Source organism: Xanthomonas sp. CFBP 8151, assembly GCF_011761885.1.
Lineage (GTDB): Bacteria > Pseudomonadota > Gammaproteobacteria > Xanthomonadales > Xanthomonadaceae > Xanthomonas > Xanthomonas arboricola_B.
The window spans coordinates 469,169-484,846 of record NZ_JAASQZ010000003.1; the positions used below are offsets into that span (position 1 = coordinate 469,169).

Sequence of the window (15,678 nt, forward strand, 5' to 3'; positions counted from 1 at the left end):
GCCCTGGTCCGTCTCGCCGCGAGCAGATCGCGCTACCGGCCAGTCAGATCACCGACGCATTGACCTTGAACACCTCAACCGCCCGCGTCAGCTGGGTCGAATGCGCTTCCAGCGAACGTGCCGCCGTGCTCGCGGCTTCGACCAGGCTGACGTTCTGCTGGGTGGTTTCGTCCATCTGGGCGATGGTCAGGTTGACCTGCTCGATGCCGCCGGCCTGTTCCTGCGAGGCGGCGGAGATGTGGCCCATGATGTCGGTGACATGCTGGACGCTGGTGACGACTTCGCCCATGGTGGTGCCGGCCTTGTGCACCAGCGTTGCACCGTCGGCGACGCGCTGCACGGAGTCGTCGATCAGGCGTTTGATCTCCTTGGCGGCGTCCGATGAGCGGTGCGAAAGGGTGCGCACTTCCGAGGCGACCACGGCGAATCCGCGGCCCTGTTCGCCGGCGCGTGCGGCCTCGACGGCGGCATTGAGGGCCAGGATGTTGGTCTGGAAGGCGATGCCGTCGATGACCGAGATGATGTCGGCGATACGCCTGGACGAGGCCTCGATGCCGGACATCTGTTCGATGACCTGGCCAACCACGTCGCGTCCTTCCGAGGCGATGGCGGCGGCGCCCAGCGCAAGCTGATTGGCGCGGCCGGCATGCTCGGCATTCTGCTTGACGGTGGAGGTCAGCTCTTCCATCGAGGCGGCAGTTTCTTCCAGGCTGGCGGCCTGCTGTTCGCTGCGGCGGGACAGTTCCTGATTGCCGCTGGCGATGTCTTCGGCGGCAAAACCGATGCTGTTGGAGGTGGTCTGGATATGCGTGACGATGTCGGTCAGGCGATGCACGGTGCTGTTGGCATCGTCGCGCATGGAGGCGAACACGCCGTGGAAGTTGCCGCTCATGCGCACGGTCAGGTCGCCATCGGCAATGCAGCGCAGCAGGTCGGAGAACCTGGCCAGGTTGGTGTCGGAGGTGGCCATCATGGTGTTGAGGTTTTCCACCATCAGGCGGAAGTCGTGCTCGAATTTTTCCGGCTGGCCGCGCAGCGCGAAGTTGCCGGCGCACGCAGCCTGGGTGAGCTGCTGGATCTGCGCGTTGATGGCCTGCAGGTTCTGCTTCACCTGCTGCATGGTGGCGGTGATGGCGGCTTTTTCGCCGGGATATTGTTCGATTTCGGGAGCCAGGTCGCCGATCGCATAGCTGCCCATGACCTCGGTGATGCGCAGTTGGGTCTGCACATGCGCATGCACCAGTGTGTTGGTGTCCTGCACCATGTGCCCGTACTCGCCGGGGAACTGCCGGGCGTCGGTGCGATAGCTGATCTCGCCGGCATCGTGGCGGGCCGCCATGTTGCGCTGGGCGGAGATCACATCCTGCAGGCGGCGCTGCATCTGTTGCATGGCGCGCAGCAGCTGGCCGGATTCGTCCTTGCTGGTGGGCAGGTCCTGGCTGCGCAGATCGCCATCGTTGATGCGCTCTGCCAGCCGCAGCGACTGGCGCAAGGGCAGCACCACGCTGCGCGTCAGCAACAACGCAATGGTTGCGCCCAGCAGCAAGGCGATGATGGTGGAAACCACCATCAGCATGGCAAAGCTACGCGCGGTGGTCACCGCGTCTTTGGCGGCCGCGCGGTTCTTGGCTTCCTGCAGGTCGATGAACGCGTTGATGCTGGCCAGCCAGGCGACGAAGGCGGGGCGCGCTTGCTGCAGCAGGCGTTGTTCGGCATGCGGCTTGTCGGCGCCATCGCGGAATGCACGCACCTGCGCGATCAGCGGCATGGTGCGCTGTTCGACGGCCTTGATGCGTTGGAGGATGGCCTTTTCTTCGGCGTCCTTGGAGGCCGCGATCATGTCGTCCAGCGGCTGCGCCGAGCGGGTGTAGTCCGCGGCGAGCTTGTCGATCGATTGCTCTGCCGTGTGCCGCTCTGCCGGGTCGTCCAGCAGCACGACATCGCGCAGGGCGATCGCACGGTCGTGCACGCTGCCGCGGAAATTGATCGCGTAGCGTTGCTTGACGCTGTTGACTTCGTTGATGGCGGTGAGCTGCTGGTGGATGCTGCGCACGCGCTGGATGCCGACGATGGTGAGGATCACCATCAGGACAATGATCGCGAGGAAGCCGAGGGCCAGGCGCTGACCGATGCGCAGATTCGAAAGCAGTGGCATAGGGAGTTTGATCGGTGATCCGGCTAGCGGAAAAGCAGGAAGAGTCCCAGCAACAGCTGGGAGGCGATGCGCCCGGGACACCGATGGGGTCGGCAGCGTGACCGCTGCACGAAGGATGTCTCGACGTGTTCGTTAGCGGCCTGCGTCATCAGAAATGAAACCGCTCGCCACGGTGGGATTCATCTTCGGTTGGCGTCGCACTGCCGCCAGGCCAGGGCGATCGAAGTCGCAAGCCGCCAAGCGCGGCCGCTTGGCAGTGCTGCAGCGCCGGTCGGCGTCGGCAACAGGCGGATCGGTTTCGGCGGGTCGCCGAGTCGTTGCGACGGCCGCTGCGAGGGGCTGCGGCCACTTGCGGGTGTCGATGTAATACAGGCACACAGTGCCGCTACGTCAGCAGCGCCACCGATCTAGACCGCTTCAGTCATAGCGCGACAGATCCGGCGCCTTCATCGACGGCGTCATCAGCTTGGCGGCAATGTTCTGGATGCTGGGTTGGCTGGCGAATTTCAGTGCGCCGTGCAGCAGCTGGATGCCGAGCCGGCTATGCGGATTCATCAGGCGCGGGCCGATCTTCGGCACGCCCTGGCCTTGTTCCACCATCGGCCGCATGGCGTCGGCGTAGGCGGCAAAGGCCTGTTCTAGCGTCGCGGCGCGTGCGATCTCGTTGGCCAGCACGTAGCCGCCGGTGACCGCCAGGGTGGCGCCGATGCCGGCCAGCGGGGTTGCGCACCAGGCAGCGTCGCCGGTCAGCACGACGCGGCCAGCGTGCCAGCGCGGCATGCGCACCTGCCGCAAGGCATCGAAGTAGAAATCGTCGGTGGTGTCCATGCCGTCCAAAACCCGCGCAGCCTGCCAACCGGCGTCGGTGAAGCGTTCGCGCAGGTAGGCCTTTTGGGTTGCCATGTCCCAGTCCTGCTCGCCCTCGGAAACCTTCTGCAGCGACAGCATGGCGCGCGTGGTGCCGTGCTGGTCCGGGCGCAGCGAGATGCTGCGCCCGCCGGTGGTGTGATACCAGCGCCATAGGCGGTCATCGTCGGCGGCGCGTGCGATGGTGAAGTAGGCAATGGTCAGATCCATCCAGCGCGGGTCGTTCTCGCCGGGGAACAGTATCTCGCGTGTGGCCGAGCCGACGCCTTCGGCGACGATGACGGCATCGAAGCGGTCGCGGCGTCCGCTGCGGAAGCGGACGGTGGCCGCATCGCCGTCGTCGTCGATGCCGACGATGCGGTCGCCGAACCGATACTCGGCTTTCTGGCGGGCGGCGTCGTAGATCAGGCGGGCGAGGTCGCCGCGCAGGATTTCCAGTTCTGCGGTCGGGCCATCGCCGTCGATGTCGTCGGTCTTGAAGGTCGCCACCGCATGGCCGTGTTCGTCGACCCAGGCGGTGCCTTCCTCGCCGGTGCCGTGCTCGAGTGCGGCCTGCTCCAGGTCCATTCGCTGCAGGACCTCGCGGCCGACGCCGCGCACGTCGATGTTCTGCCCGCCATCGCGAAACTGCGCGGCCTGCTCGACGACGCTGACGTCAAATCCCCGCTGGGCGAGCGCCCAAGCCACGGTGTTGCCGGCGACGCTTGCGCCGGTGATGAGGATGCGACGCGACATGACGGATCACCCGAGGAATAAATATCAGGTGTGATATTACATGTCCTGGTCGCGCTGCTCCAGATTGACGATCAGGCGCTGCATGAACGCGACAGTCTGCTGTGCTTCCTCGGGTGCGAAGTCCTTCAGCGCATCGGCATTCAGATCGATCAGTATCTGGCCGCCGATGGCGGCGATCTTGCGTCCGCGGGGTGTGAGCGAGACCACCGCAGCGCGGCGGTCCTGCGGCGTCGGCGAGCGCTTGACCAGCTCCAGGCCCTCCAGCTTGTCCAGCAGGGCCACCATTGCCGGCTGCTTGACTGCCGAGTCGATCACCAGGTCGCGTTGCAGCATCGGCCCTTTCCAGGACAACAGCATGACCGGCCCGATCAGGGCCAGCGACATGCCGTGCGGTCGCAGTTGCGCATCTACCAGACGATTGAAGACCCGTGCAGCATGGTTGGCCAGATACCCCGGTGCCACCGCAGCCAGAGGATGAATGAGTACGTCGCGATCCTGCATCTGCGTCACCGTGCCACGCCTTTCGGCCATCTTGCGATTTTATCCGGGCACGCGCACCACGGGACATCGCCTGCGCGCCACGGCGAGGGATCTGACGGGTGCCGCGCAGCAACGCGCGCCGTGGTGGGGCCTGCACGCAATCGGGACGCATCGTCACGTGAGTGTTGTAACTTAGGCGGGCGCTGCATGCCGTGCAGGGCGCCAACGGCGACGCCGGATGGCGTTGGTTGCAGGTCAGGCCGGCATGTCGGCCTATCCGGTCCTGCCAGTCGGCGATGCGCGGCGTTGGCCCTTTGAGTCTTGTTCAATGGTTCGGAAAAAATGCTTGTTTGGGTGATTGGTAAGCTGGCTGCGCACCGCGTTGCGTCCCGCACGTACGACGACTGCCGCTGGACGGCAGCACGCCTGGGCGCCGCATGAGCGCGTCGTTTCCTTATGGCGAGAGCGCCATGGCGCAGGCCGTGCGCGCCTACGATTGGGCCGCAACGCCGCTGGGGCCGAGTGCGCAGTGGCCGTCGCCGCTGCGCAATGCTGTCAGCCTGATGCTCAGCTCGCCGGAAAGCATGTATGTGGTGTGGGGCGATGCGCTGACCTTTTTCTACAACGATGCCTATGCGCCGATCCTGGGGCCGCGGCAGCCGCATGCGCTGGGCGCGCCGCTGCGGGAGTTGTGGGCCGATGCATGGGGGGCGGTGCGTGCGCCGATCGAAGCCGCGTTCGCGGGGCGCGCCTCGCGCTTCGAGGAGGTGCCGATCGGCATGAACCGCTATGGCATGCCGGAAGACACCTGGTGGACGTTCTCGTTCTCGCCGATCTATCTGGACGATGGGCGTGTGGGCGGCGCGTTCTGCGTCACCAACGAAGTCACCGACCGCAAGGTGGCGCAAAACCGTCTTGCCGATGAGCACGAGCGGCTGATCCGGTTGTTCGAGCAGGCGCCGATGTTCATGGCGTTCCTCAGCGGTCCGCAGCATCGGGTGGAGTTCGCCAACCCGTGCTATTCGCGCCTGATCGGGCACCGCGACGTGATCGGCAAGCCGCTGGCCGAAGCCTTGCCGGATATGGTCGAGCAGGGGCATCTGCACCGCCTGGACGAGGTGTATCAGTCCGGACGCGCCTATGCGGCCAATGCGCTCACCTACAACGTGCAGGCCGAGCCCGGCGGCGCGCTGGAGCCGCGCCTGCTGGATCTGGTCTATCAGCCGATTGCCGGTGCCGACGGCACCGTTTCCGGCATCTTCGTGCAGGGCCTGGACATAACCGACCGCATCGGCCTGGAACGCGCGGTGCGCGAGGCGGAAGTGCGCAACCGGCAGATCCTGGACAGCGTGATGGACTACGCGATCATCGCAACCGATTTGCACGGCTTGGTGACGTCCTGGAACGAGGGTGCACAGCGCATTCTGGGATGGAGCGAGACCGAGATGCTGGGCCAGACGCTGGAGCGCACCTTTACCCCAGAGGATGTGGAGCGCCGGCAGATCCTGATCGAGGCAGCGGCGGCGCTGGAAAGCGGTAGCGGCATGGACGAGCGCTGGCACGTGCGCAAGTCCGGCCAGCGGTTCTGGGCGAACGGTTCGCTGATGGTGCTACGTGAAGAAACCGGCGCGGCTATCGGCTTTGTCAAGGTGTTGCGCGACCGTACCGCCGAGCGGCTGGCCAGCGAAGCCCTGCGCGCGAGCGAGCGCCGGCTGGATGCGCTGGTGCGCGCATCCTCGCAATCGATCTTTTCGGCCACCGCCGACTGGCGCGAGTTTCGCCAACTGGTTGGCGAGGGGGCGCTGAGCGATGCGCTCTCGGCAAGCCTGAACTGGCAGCAGGAGATGGTGCACCCGGACGATCGTGCGCGGCTGTCCGAAGCCATTGCGCATTCGATCATCAACAAGACCGGGCTGGATGTGGAGTATCGCGTGCTGGATGCCAATCAGCAGGTGGGGTGGACCCTGATGCGCGCGATCCCCTTGCTGGACGAGCGCGAGCAGATCGTGGAGTGGTTCGGCACCGCTGCCGACATCACCGACAAGCGGCTGGCCGAACAGCAGCTGCGTCAGTTGACCGAAACGCTGGAAGAGCGCGTGCGCGAACGCAGCGCGGCGCTGCTGCTGGCCGAGGAAAAGCTGCGCCAGAGTCAGAAGATGGAGGCGGTCGGTCAGCTGACCGGCGGGTTGGCGCACGACTTCAACAACCTGCTGACGGCGATCAGCGTCGGCCTGGAGCTGCTGCAGGCGCGAATCGAGCAGGGCAAGTACGATCGTCTGGAGCGCTATGTGGAGATGGCGCAATCCAGCGCCGCGCGCGCCACCGCGTTGACCCAGCGACTGCTGGCGTTTTCGCGCCGGCAGACCCTGGCGCCCACCGCGCTGGAGGTGCAGGCACTGGTGCAGGGCATGCATGACATCATCGCGCGCACGCTGGGCCCCTCGATTGCGTTGCGGCTGCGTCCTGCAACCGACGCCTGGAAAGTGCTGGTGGATGCGCCACAGCTGGAAAACGCGCTATTGAACCTGTGCATCAACGCGCGCGATGCGATGCCCGATGGCGGCGAGCTCACCATCGCTGTCGCCAACCGTTTGCTGGAGGCCGGCGCCGCCCAGCAGCTGGATCTGCCGATCGGCGAGTACGTATGCCTGAGCGTGCAGGACACCGGCACCGGCATGAGCGCCGACGTGATGTCCAAGGTGTTCGAGCCGTTCTTCACCACCAAGCCGATCGGGCAGGGCACCGGTCTGGGGCTGTCGATGATCTACGGGTTCACCCGCCAGTCCGGCGGCCACGTGCGGATCGATTCGGAGGTGGGCGTCGGCACCACGATGGCGTTGTACCTGCCGCGCTTCAATGGCGTGCTGGCGCTCGATGAGCTGGTGCCGGCGACCGAGCAACCGCTGCGCTCGGTGGCGCAGCGTTGCACGGTGCTGCTGGTGGAAGATGAAACCCCGATCCGCGTGCTGATGTCCGAGGTGCTGAGCGAAGCGGGTTACCGCGTCATCGAGACGGCAGAAGGCAGCGCGGCGGTGGAGCGCCTGCGCTCGCAGGAGACGATCGATCTGCTGGTGACCGACGTCGGGCTGACCGGCGGATTGAACGGGCGTCAGGTTGCCGACGCGGGGCGACAGCACCGACCGACGCTGCCGGTGCTGTTCGTCACCGGCTACGCGGCAACGGCGGCAGTGGGCGCGGGGCAGCTGGAGGAGGGCATGGAGGTGCTGACCAAGCCGTTTCTGGCGGTGGACCTGGAACGCCGCGTGGCGCAATTGCTGGAGCGCGGATCGCCCTGAAGCGTGCATGCAGGCGTGGCGACAACCCGGACGGCTTGCCTACAGCGCGGTTTGCACGATGCCCAACAGGTCGCGCAATGAAAACGGCTTGGTCAGCAGCCGCATGCCGGTATCCAGAAAATCCGCGCGCTTGGCGATGGAACCGGCGTAGCCGGTCATGAACACGACAGGCAAGGCGGGGTACAGGCGGCGCGCGTTGTCTGCCAGGTCGCGCCCGTTCATGCCAGGCAGGCAGATGTCCGAGAGCAGCAGATCGAACGGACGCGCATGGTTGAGCTGCTCCAGTGCCTGCTCGGCGTCGGAAGAAGCGGTGACCTGATAGCCCTCGTCACTCAGGATATCTGCGGTCAGCGCACGAATGGCATCGTCGTCTTCGACCAACAGGATACGGGCGCTACATGATGCGTGATTCACCGCTGTCCTCGAGCGATCGCAACCATGCGATGCACTTCAGGTGCAACGCTAGGCCTGGGCGCGTGACGAACGTGTCGCAACCGGCATCAAGCGCGGCGCAGGTCACGGCACCATGGCGGTATCGCCAGCGCTCAGGCCGCGCCAAGCAATCTGATCCATTCAGTGGCGCGCAGCGGTCGATCACGCGCCCGTGATAAATTTAAGCCTATGGGAAATTTGAAGCCGATGATCGCAAACCGCATTACGACTGGTACGACAGGGCTTGACACCATTCTGCGCGGCGGCCTGCCGGCCAACCGCCTGTACTTGCTGGAGGGCCAGCCCGGCTCGGGCAAGACCACCATGGCACTGCAGTTCCTGCTCGATGGCGCTGCCAAGGACGAGAGTTGTCTATACGTGACCTTGTCGGAGACCATCGACGAGCTCACCGAAGTGGCTGCGTCGCATGACTGGTCGTTGGATGCGCTGCATATCTTCGAGCTGGCATCGGCCGAAGCGTTCCTGGGCGATGGACGCCAGCAGTCCATTCTGCATCCGTGGGAAACGGAGCTGGATGGCACCATCAAGCTGATCCAGGCAGAGGTCGATCGGGTCAAGCCGACACGGGTGGTATTCGACTCGTTGTCCGAGTTGCGCCTGCTGGCACAGGACTCGCTGCGCTATCGGCGTCAGGTGCTGGCGCTCAAGCAGTTCTTTGCGCCGCGCAATATCACCTTGTTTCTGGTCGACGACCTCACCGGCGAGAACGGCCAACGCGATGCGCATCTGCACAGTCTGTGCCATGGGGTGATTTCGCTGGAACGCATGACGCTGGATTTCGGTGCGGCGCGTCGGCGCATGCAGGTGCAGAAACTGCGCGGCGTGGATTTCATCGCTGGCTACCACGACATCACCATCACCACCGGCGGCATGCGGATCTTTCCGCGCCTGATCGCCTCCGATCACCATGTGCCGTTCGTTGGCGATCTGGTGTCCAGTGGCGTGGAGCGTGTCGATGCGCTGTTGCACGGCGGCCCGCTGCGCGGTACCAGCACGCTGCTGACCGGGCCTGCCGGTTCCGGCAAGACCAACATCGCGCTGCAGTATGTGGCCGCCGCCTGCGAGCGCGGCGAGCATTGCTGCATCCTGGAGTTCGACGAGCGCACCGGTACCTTGCTGACGCGAGCCGAGAGCCTGGGCATGGACCTGCGCAAGTATCTGGACGCGGGTCTGCTGGAATTGCATCAGATGGATCCGGCCGAGCTGACCCCGGGTGAATTTGCCTGGGCGGTGCGCGCCAGTGTGGAACAGCGCGACTGCCGCGTGCTGGTGATCGATAGCCTCAACGGCTATCTCACCTCGATGCCGCAGGAAAAACAGCTGATGCTGCAGATGCACGAGTTGTTGTCGTACCTCAACCAGAGCGGTGTAACCACATTCCTGGTCAATCCGCAGCACGGCCTGGTCGGCACGATGTCCACCGGCAACCTCAACATCTCCTACATGGCCGATACCGTCATCCTGTTCCGCTTCTTCGAAGCGCAAGGGCGCATCCGCAAGGCCTTGTCGGTGATCAAGAACCGCAGTGGCGCGCATGAGGATTCGATCCGCGAGTTGCGCATCGGGACGAGCGGTATCCACCTGAGCGAGCCGCTGGAGAAGTTCCACGGCGTGCTGACCGGTACTCCGCATTTCGTTGGGGACGATACGCCGTTGCTGGATCGTCCACTTGACTACCTGTGATCCGGATGGATCCATCGTCCACATCATCGCGCCATTTGGCCGCGATGCGGAGAGCATTGCCGGGATCGTCGGTCAGCGCGGGCTGACGCGCCGGGTATACGGCTCGCTGGTTGCGCTGGCGGACGACCTGCTCGATGCCTCTGGCGTGGTGGTGTTGACCGAAGAGGCGGTCGGCGGCGATCTGCAGCAGCTCTCGCACGTCCTGCAGAGTCAGGCCGCATGGTCGGATATTCCGTTCGTGCTGCTGCGTGCGCCGCGCGGCACTCATCGTGGGCGTCAGGCCACGCTGCCGCCGGAAGTTACCAACGTCATCGAGCTGGAACGGCCGCTGAGTTCGTCTTCATTGCTGAGCGCGATTTCCACCGCATTGCGATCGCGACAGAAGCAATTCGTGATCCGCGACCAGATGGCGCAGTTGGCCGAAAACAAGACGGCGTTGATGTCGAGCGAGGCCGAGCTGCGCCGCGTCACCGACGCACTGCCGGTGCTGATTGCCTTCATCGACAAGAACCTGGTGTACCGGTTTGCCAACCGGTCGTATGAAGACTGGATCGGCATCCCGCCTGCCGATGTGATAGGGCGTCCGTTGGTGGACGTGGTCGGACCTGCGGTGGTGCAGGAGCGTCGCGCCTGGATCGAAGCCGCACTGGCCGGGCAGGCATTGACGGTGGAGGCCAGCTGGCCGCACGCCGACGGGCGTCGGCGCGATGCGGAGATCCGCTATATGCCGCGCCTGGCTGCGGGCGGCAAGGTGGACGGCTTTCATGTGTTTGCCACCGACATCACCGCGCGTGCGCTTGCGCTGGAGTCGATCCAGCAGCAAGCCAGCCTGCTCGAGGTCAAGGTGGCCGAGCGCACCGCCGAGCTGCAGCAGCAGATGCTGGCACGCGAGTCCAGCGAAGCGGCGTTGCGCCAGGCGCAGAAAATGGAAGCGGTGGGCCAGCTGACCGGCGGCATCGCACACGACTTCAACAACATGCTGACCGGGATCCTGTCGGCGCTGGACCTGGCGCGCCTGCGCATCGATCAGGGCCGCACCGAGGGGCTGGGCCGCTTTCTGGATGTGGCGTCGGCATCGGCCTTGCGCGCGGCGGCACTGACGCAGCGGCTGCTGGCGTTCTCGCGCCGGCAGTCGCTGGAAGCGCGGCATCTGCATCTGAACGATCTGGTGGTATCGCTGCAGGAACTGCTGGCGCGCACGCTGGGCGAATCGGTGCATCTGGAGACCGACCTGCAGGCCGACCTGCCGCAGGCGTATGTCGACGAAAACCAGCTGGAAAGCGCGCTGCTCAATCTGGCGATCAATGCCCGCGATGCGATGCCCGCTGGCGGGCAGTTGCGCATCGCCACCCGGCAGTTGCAGGTCGAAGGGCAGCCGCTGCAGCTCGGGCGCGGGGTGACGCTGGCACCGGGCAGTTACGCGGTGGTGTCGGTGACAGACAGCGGCGTCGGCATGCCGGCCGATGTGCTGGAGCGTGTGTTCGAACCGTTCTACACCACCAAGCCGATCGGGCAGGGCACCGGCCTGGGCATGTCGATGATCTACGGCTTCATGCAACAGTCCAACGGGCAGGTGTGGGTGGAGTCCGAGTTGGGGAAGGGCACCACGGTGAGCCTGTACCTGCCTGCCGGTCTCCATCCGCAAGCGCTGGCGCCGCAACCGCAAGCCGGCGCGGTGGTCGCCGGGCGCGGCCAGCAGGTGCTGGTGGTGGAAGACGACGAGCAGGTGCGGCTGCTGGTGACCGAACTGCTCAACGAGTTGGGCTATGAAGCCGATGTGGTGGCCGACGCCGATGCGGCGCTGCCGATCCTGGCCTCGCAACGGCGGATCGATCTGCTGGTGACCGATGTCGGCCTGCCCGGACTCAACGGGCGCCAGTTGGCAGAGATCGCGCGGCAGTCGCGGCGCGATCTGCCGGTGATCTTCATGACCGGCTATGCGGAAACCGCGCGCGATCGCGGCGAGTTTCTTGCCGAAGGCATGAGCATGATCGCCAAGCCGTTTACGCTGGGCGAGTTCAGCGGAAAGCTGCACGAGGTGCTGGGACCGTCGGCCTGATCGGATTGCGCGATCGATGGCGCCGGTCACCATCATGGCGCGGCCGCGATACCGTCACCGATCGGCCCGGAGCCGGTGCAGGGGGCCGGGACAGGTCGAACAACCCACAGGCATCCGTCCTGCGCAGGCAGGCGGATCTGCCGTCACTGCGGCGCCGGTCGGAAGTCGCTCGATCCGCGCAGCACCGTGCGGTGAGCCGGAAACGGAGTCAAGCGACGCCGCGCGCTGTTCGGCCACTGGAATGCTGTAATCCCCCCAGCGCCATCTCGGCAGGTGGCAAAGCCGCCTGGCCAGCCCCATCTGTTGCACATCACTCATTCCCCGGAGTCATCCGATGACGCCCATTTCCGTGCTCGACCTGGCGCCGGTCTGCGAAGGCAGCGACACCACCCACGCCTTCGCCAACATGCTCGATCTGGCCCAGCACGCCGAGCGCTGGGGCTACCAGCGTTACTGGCTGGCCGAGCACCACAACATGCCGGGCATCGCCAGCGCCGCCACCGCAGTGTTGATCGGCCATGTCGCCGGCGGCACGAAGACCATCCGCGTCGGCGCCGGCGGCATCATGCTGCCCAACCATGCGCCGCTGCAGGTGGCCGAACAGTTCGGCACGTTGGCCTCGTTGTATCCGCAGCGCATCGACCTGGGCCTGGGCCGCGCGCCCGGCACCGACCAGCCGACCGCGCGCGCCCTGCGCCGCTATTTCGACAGCGCCGACCATTTCCCGCAGGACGTGGCCGAGCTGCTGCGCTACTTCGCGCCGGTGGTGCCGGGGCAACTGGTGCAGGCGGTGCCGGGGGGCGGCCTCGACGTGCCGGTGTGGCTGCTGGGTTCCAGCCTGTTCAGTGCGCGGCTGGCCGCAGCGATGGGCTTGTCGTTCGCGTTCGCCTCGCATTTTGCGCCCGATGCGATGGACGAGGCGGTGGCGATCTACCGCCGCGAATTCCGCCCGTCCGCGCAGTTGGCCAGGCCGCACGTGATGCTGGCCTTGAATGTGGTGGCTGCGGAGACCGAAGCGCAGGCACGCCGCCTGTTCACCACCCAGCAGCAGAGCTTCGTCAACCTGCGCCGCGGCAAGCCGGGCAAGATTCCCGCGCCGGTCGACGACATCGACAGCTTCTGGCAGCCGCACGAGCGCGCAGGTGTCGAGCGTGCGCTGGCATGCACGGTACTGGGCGATGCCGGGCAGATCGCGCAGGGCGTGGCCGAGTTCATCGAGCGCCACACGCCGGACGAGCTGCTGTTCACCGCCAACATCTACGACCATGCTGCGCGTTTGCGTTCGTTCGAAATCGCCGCACTGGCTTGCCGCGAGCTGGACGTGACCCCTGCGTGATTCACGTCGCTTTGCGCGGCGATCGGCTCAGATGCGTGCACCTCCATTGGGAACACCAGCATGCAATTTCAGGAACGCAGCGAGAGCATCAAGCAGTTGGCGGAATTGATCCGCGGCGTGGACATCGCGATGTTCACGACCGTGTCGGCCGACGGCAAGTTGGTGAGCCGGCCGTTGGGCACGCAGGAGGTCGAATTCGATGGCGACCTGTGGTTCGCCACCGCCGCCGACAGCCCCAAGGTGGCCGAAATCGCCGCCGACCCGCGCGTCAACGTGGCCTATGCCTCGGCCTCGAAGAACAGCTACGTGTCGGTCGCCGGTACCGCACGCCTGGTCGATGACCGCGCCAAGATCGAGCAGCTGTGGTCGCCGGCGATGAAGGTGTTTTTCCCGGGTGGCAAGGACGACCCGAACCTGCGTCTGATCCATGTGCGCGCCGAATCGGCCGAGTACTGGGATGGCCCGAGCGGACTGCTGGGCAAGGCGCTGTATTTCGTGATGGCGGCCGTGACCGACGATACCGGCAGCCTGTCGGACAACCGCGTGGTCGATCTGAAGTAAGCGCGCTCCAGGTGCGCCGGTCGTTGCGCGCTCAGCGCCAGGCGGCCGGCCACCAACCTCGGATCAGCTCCAGCAACTGGTCCGAAGTGACCCCGAACACCGCCACCGAGATCAGCGCAGCGGCCCAGCCCACCAGCAGCAATGCGCCGTCGCGCTCGAGCAGGGCCAGCGCAAACAGCAGCAGGATCAGCCCGAAGATGTAATTGGTGAACGGAATCGGCAGCGTCAGCAAGATGCCGACCAGCACCAGCAGCACGCCGGTGAACATCTGCGCCGGAATCCGGTCCAGCATGCCGTGCAGGCGTGGCTTGAGCAGCCGGTCCAGGCGTTGCAGCGTCGGCGCAAGTCGCGCGACGAAACGCTGGCCGGTGCTGCGGCGCGGCCCGCGCTCACCTATAAAACGCGGCACCCACGGCTTGCGCAGGCAGCACACCATCTGCAATCCGATCAGCACCGTCAGCGGGCCGCTGATACCGCCAGCCACGCCAGGGATGGGAATGAACGACGGCAGGATCGCCAGGAACAGAAACACCCCGAACGCGCTCTGCTGCAGATCGGCCAGAATCTCGCGCACCCGCAGCACATGCTCCGGATCGCCCTCGCTGAAGGCTGCCAGCAGGCTGCGGATGCCTTCGTTGCGATAGCGCATCTGCTCGCCGTCCGCCGCATCCGATGGCGGTACGCCGTTATCCGACGATGTCATCGCTGCCCTCGTCGCCGACGCGGCTCAGCAGCAGCTTGTCCACGCGCGCGCCATCCAGATCGACGATCTCGATGCGCCAGCCAGCCCAATCGAAGAATTCGCCGGCCTGCGGGATGCGGCCGAAGTAGTAGATGCACAGGCCGGCGAGGGTGTGGTAGTCGCCTTCGTCGGCTTCCGGCAGTTCGGCGCCCAGCACCTCGCGCAGTTCCTCCACCGGCAGCGAGCCGTCGATCAACAGCGAGCCGTCGCCGCGCGTGACCACCAGCGCATCCTCGTCGGTGTTTTCCACCGCCTGCAGGCGGCCGACCACCGCGCCCATCAGGTCGCTGATGGTCACCAGCCCACGGATTTCGCCGTATTCGTCCACCACCAGCGCCATCGACTGCTGTTCTTCGCGGAAGATCTCCAGCAGCTTCATCGCATGCGTGGATTCGGACACGAACAAGGTGTCGCGCAGGGCCTGGAACAGATGCGCGCCGTGTCCATCCATGCGCGTGACCAGCGACTTGACCTCCAGCACGCCGGCGATGTCCTGGTCGCTGCCGCGGTAGACCGGGTAGCGCGAGAATTCGTGTTCGCGCATCACCAGCAGATTGCGTTCGGGTTCGGCATTGGCATCCAGCCAGGCGATGCGGTTGCGCGGCGTCATCAGGCTGTCGGCGGTGCGGTCGCCCAGCCGCATCACGCGGTTCATCATGTCGCGCTCGTGCGCATCGATCACGCCCGCCTCGTGGCTTTCGGCCACCAGCATGCGGATCTCCTCTTCGGTCACCGATGCCGATTCGTCCTTGCCCATGCCGAGCATGCGCAGCACCAGCCGGGTCGAGCGCGCCAGCACCCACACGCCGGGCGCGGCGATCTTGGCCAGCCAGGCCATCGGCACTGCGACCACCCCGGCAATGTCCTCGGAGTTGCGCAACGCCAGCCGCTTGGGCACCAGCTCGCCGAAGATCAGCGTCAGGAAGGTGATCAGGGCCACCGCCAGCGTGCTGCCGATCACCACCGAATACGGGCGCGGCTTGCCGACCAGTTCGAACGAGGCCGACAGTGCCGGGAACAGCCCCTGCAGCCAGCTGCTGATGGCCTCGCCGATCGCCTCACCACCGAACACGCCGGTCAGGATGCCGATCAGGGTGATGCCGATCTGCACCGTGGACAGGAAGTTTTCCGGGCTTTCGGCCAGCGCCAGTGCGCGCGCGGCACGCTTGCTGGAGCCGGCCATCTGCTTCAGGCGGCTCTTGCGCGAGGTCATCAGGGACATTTCCGACATCGCGAAGAAGCCGTTCAACAGGATCAGCGCAATGACGATCAGAAACTCAACCACGGGCGTCTTCCCCGGTCAGTGAAGGG

At 65.7% G+C, this 15,678-nt stretch carries 11 protein-coding genes; 5 read left to right on the forward strand and 6 right to left on the reverse strand.

What is annotated here, in order from left to right; genetic code table 11:
* Positions 1 to 43 precede the first annotated feature (43 nt).
* The 3 genes from FHT08_RS16275 to FHT08_RS16285 form a co-directional block, all read right to left on the reverse strand.
* Positions 44 to 2,155: a methyl-accepting chemotaxis protein gene (locus FHT08_RS16275; RefSeq protein WP_166775777.1), complete on the reverse strand. Its 2,112-nt coding sequence runs from the start codon at positions 2,153 to 2,155 to the stop codon at positions 44 to 46.
* Positions 2,156 to 2,572: 417 nt separating this feature from the next.
* Positions 2,573 to 3,757 carry an FAD-dependent monooxygenase gene (locus FHT08_RS16280; protein ID WP_166775779.1) on the reverse strand — a complete coding sequence of 395 codons (1,185 nt, stop codon included), beginning with the start codon at positions 3,755 to 3,757 and terminating at the stop codon, positions 2,573 to 2,575.
* 36 nt (positions 3,758 to 3,793) lie between these two features.
* Positions 3,794 to 4,258, reverse strand: coding sequence for a MarR family winged helix-turn-helix transcriptional regulator (locus tag FHT08_RS16285; RefSeq protein ID WP_104537951.1), 465 nt, complete (start codon positions 4,256 to 4,258; stop codon positions 3,794 to 3,796).
* 416 nt (positions 4,259 to 4,674) lie between these two features.
* Here FHT08_RS16285 and FHT08_RS16290 point away from each other — a divergent pair, with 416 nt between their 5' ends.
* Entirely contained in the window at positions 4,675 to 7,533 is a 2,859-nt protein-coding gene (locus tag FHT08_RS16290) for a PAS domain-containing protein (RefSeq protein ID WP_166775781.1), read from the forward strand.
* A gap of 39 nt (positions 7,534 to 7,572) precedes the next feature.
* Here the strand turns inward: FHT08_RS16290 and FHT08_RS16295 are convergent, their stop codons facing one another.
* Entirely contained in the window at positions 7,573 to 7,917 is a 345-nt protein-coding gene (locus FHT08_RS16295; protein ID WP_104606751.1) for a response regulator, read from the reverse strand.
* A 237-nt stretch (positions 7,918 to 8,154) separates the two neighbouring features.
* On the opposite strand from FHT08_RS16295, the gene FHT08_RS16300 reads away from it, so the two are divergent.
* From FHT08_RS16300 to FHT08_RS16315, 4 genes are all read left to right on the forward strand, one after another.
* Positions 8,155 to 9,669, forward strand: a complete 1,515-nt coding sequence (locus FHT08_RS16300; protein WP_104537834.1) for an ATPase domain-containing protein — start codon at positions 8,155 to 8,157, stop codon at positions 9,667 to 9,669.
* Positions 9,656 to 11,728 carry an ATP-binding protein gene (locus tag FHT08_RS16305; RefSeq protein WP_166775784.1) on the forward strand — a complete coding sequence of 691 codons (2,073 nt, stop codon included), beginning with the start codon at positions 9,656 to 9,658 and terminating at the stop codon, positions 11,726 to 11,728. The genes FHT08_RS16300 and FHT08_RS16305 overlap by 14 nt, the downstream gene beginning before the upstream one ends.
* A gap of 334 nt (positions 11,729 to 12,062) precedes the next feature.
* Positions 12,063 to 13,064, forward strand: coding sequence for an LLM class flavin-dependent oxidoreductase (locus FHT08_RS16310; RefSeq protein ID WP_166775786.1), 1,002 nt, complete (start codon positions 12,063 to 12,065; stop codon positions 13,062 to 13,064).
* A gap of 60 nt (positions 13,065 to 13,124) precedes the next feature.
* On the forward strand, positions 13,125 to 13,625 hold the full coding sequence (locus FHT08_RS16315; protein ID WP_104537831.1) for a pyridoxamine 5'-phosphate oxidase family protein: 501 nt from the start codon (positions 13,125 to 13,127) through the stop codon (positions 13,623 to 13,625).
* A gap of 31 nt (positions 13,626 to 13,656) precedes the next feature.
* Here the strand turns inward: FHT08_RS16315 and FHT08_RS16320 are convergent, their stop codons facing one another.
* The gene (locus FHT08_RS16320; RefSeq protein WP_166775788.1) at positions 13,657 to 14,328 is read right to left on the reverse strand and encodes an exopolysaccharide biosynthesis protein; all 672 of its coding nucleotides are present in this window, start codon (positions 14,326 to 14,328) and stop codon (positions 13,657 to 13,659) included.
* Positions 14,312 to 15,652, reverse strand: coding sequence for a hemolysin family protein (locus FHT08_RS16325; RefSeq protein ID WP_104537829.1), 1,341 nt, complete (start codon positions 15,650 to 15,652; stop codon positions 14,312 to 14,314). The genes FHT08_RS16320 and FHT08_RS16325 overlap by 17 nt, the downstream gene beginning before the upstream one ends.
* Positions 15,653 to 15,678 lie beyond the last annotated feature (26 nt).

What these genes read in the sequence shown, in the direction of transcription:
- FHT08_RS16275 (WP_166775777.1), bottom strand. Translation starts at nt 2,155, where the DNA reads ATGCCACTGCTTTCGAATCTGCGCATCGGTCAGCGCCTGGCCCTCGGC.
- FHT08_RS16280 (WP_166775779.1), bottom strand. Translation starts at nt 3,757, where the DNA reads ATGTCGCGTCGCATCCTCATCACCGGCGCAAGCGTCGCCGGCAACACC.
- FHT08_RS16285 (WP_104537951.1), bottom strand. Translation starts at nt 4,258, where the DNA reads ATGCAGGATCGCGACGTACTCATTCATCCTCTGGCTGCGGTGGCACCG.
- FHT08_RS16290 (WP_166775781.1), top strand. Translation starts at nt 4,675, where the DNA reads ATGAGCGCGTCGTTTCCTTATGGCGAGAGCGCCATGGCGCAGGCCGTG.
- FHT08_RS16300 (WP_104537834.1), top strand. Translation starts at nt 8,155, where the DNA reads ATGGGAAATTTGAAGCCGATGATCGCAAACCGCATTACGACTGGTACG.
- FHT08_RS16310 (WP_166775786.1), top strand. Translation starts at nt 12,063, where the DNA reads ATGACGCCCATTTCCGTGCTCGACCTGGCGCCGGTCTGCGAAGGCAGC.
- FHT08_RS16315 (WP_104537831.1), top strand. Translation starts at nt 13,125, where the DNA reads ATGCAATTTCAGGAACGCAGCGAGAGCATCAAGCAGTTGGCGGAATTG.
- FHT08_RS16320 (WP_166775788.1), bottom strand. Translation starts at nt 14,328, where the DNA reads ATGACATCGTCGGATAACGGCGTACCGCCATCGGATGCGGCGGACGGC.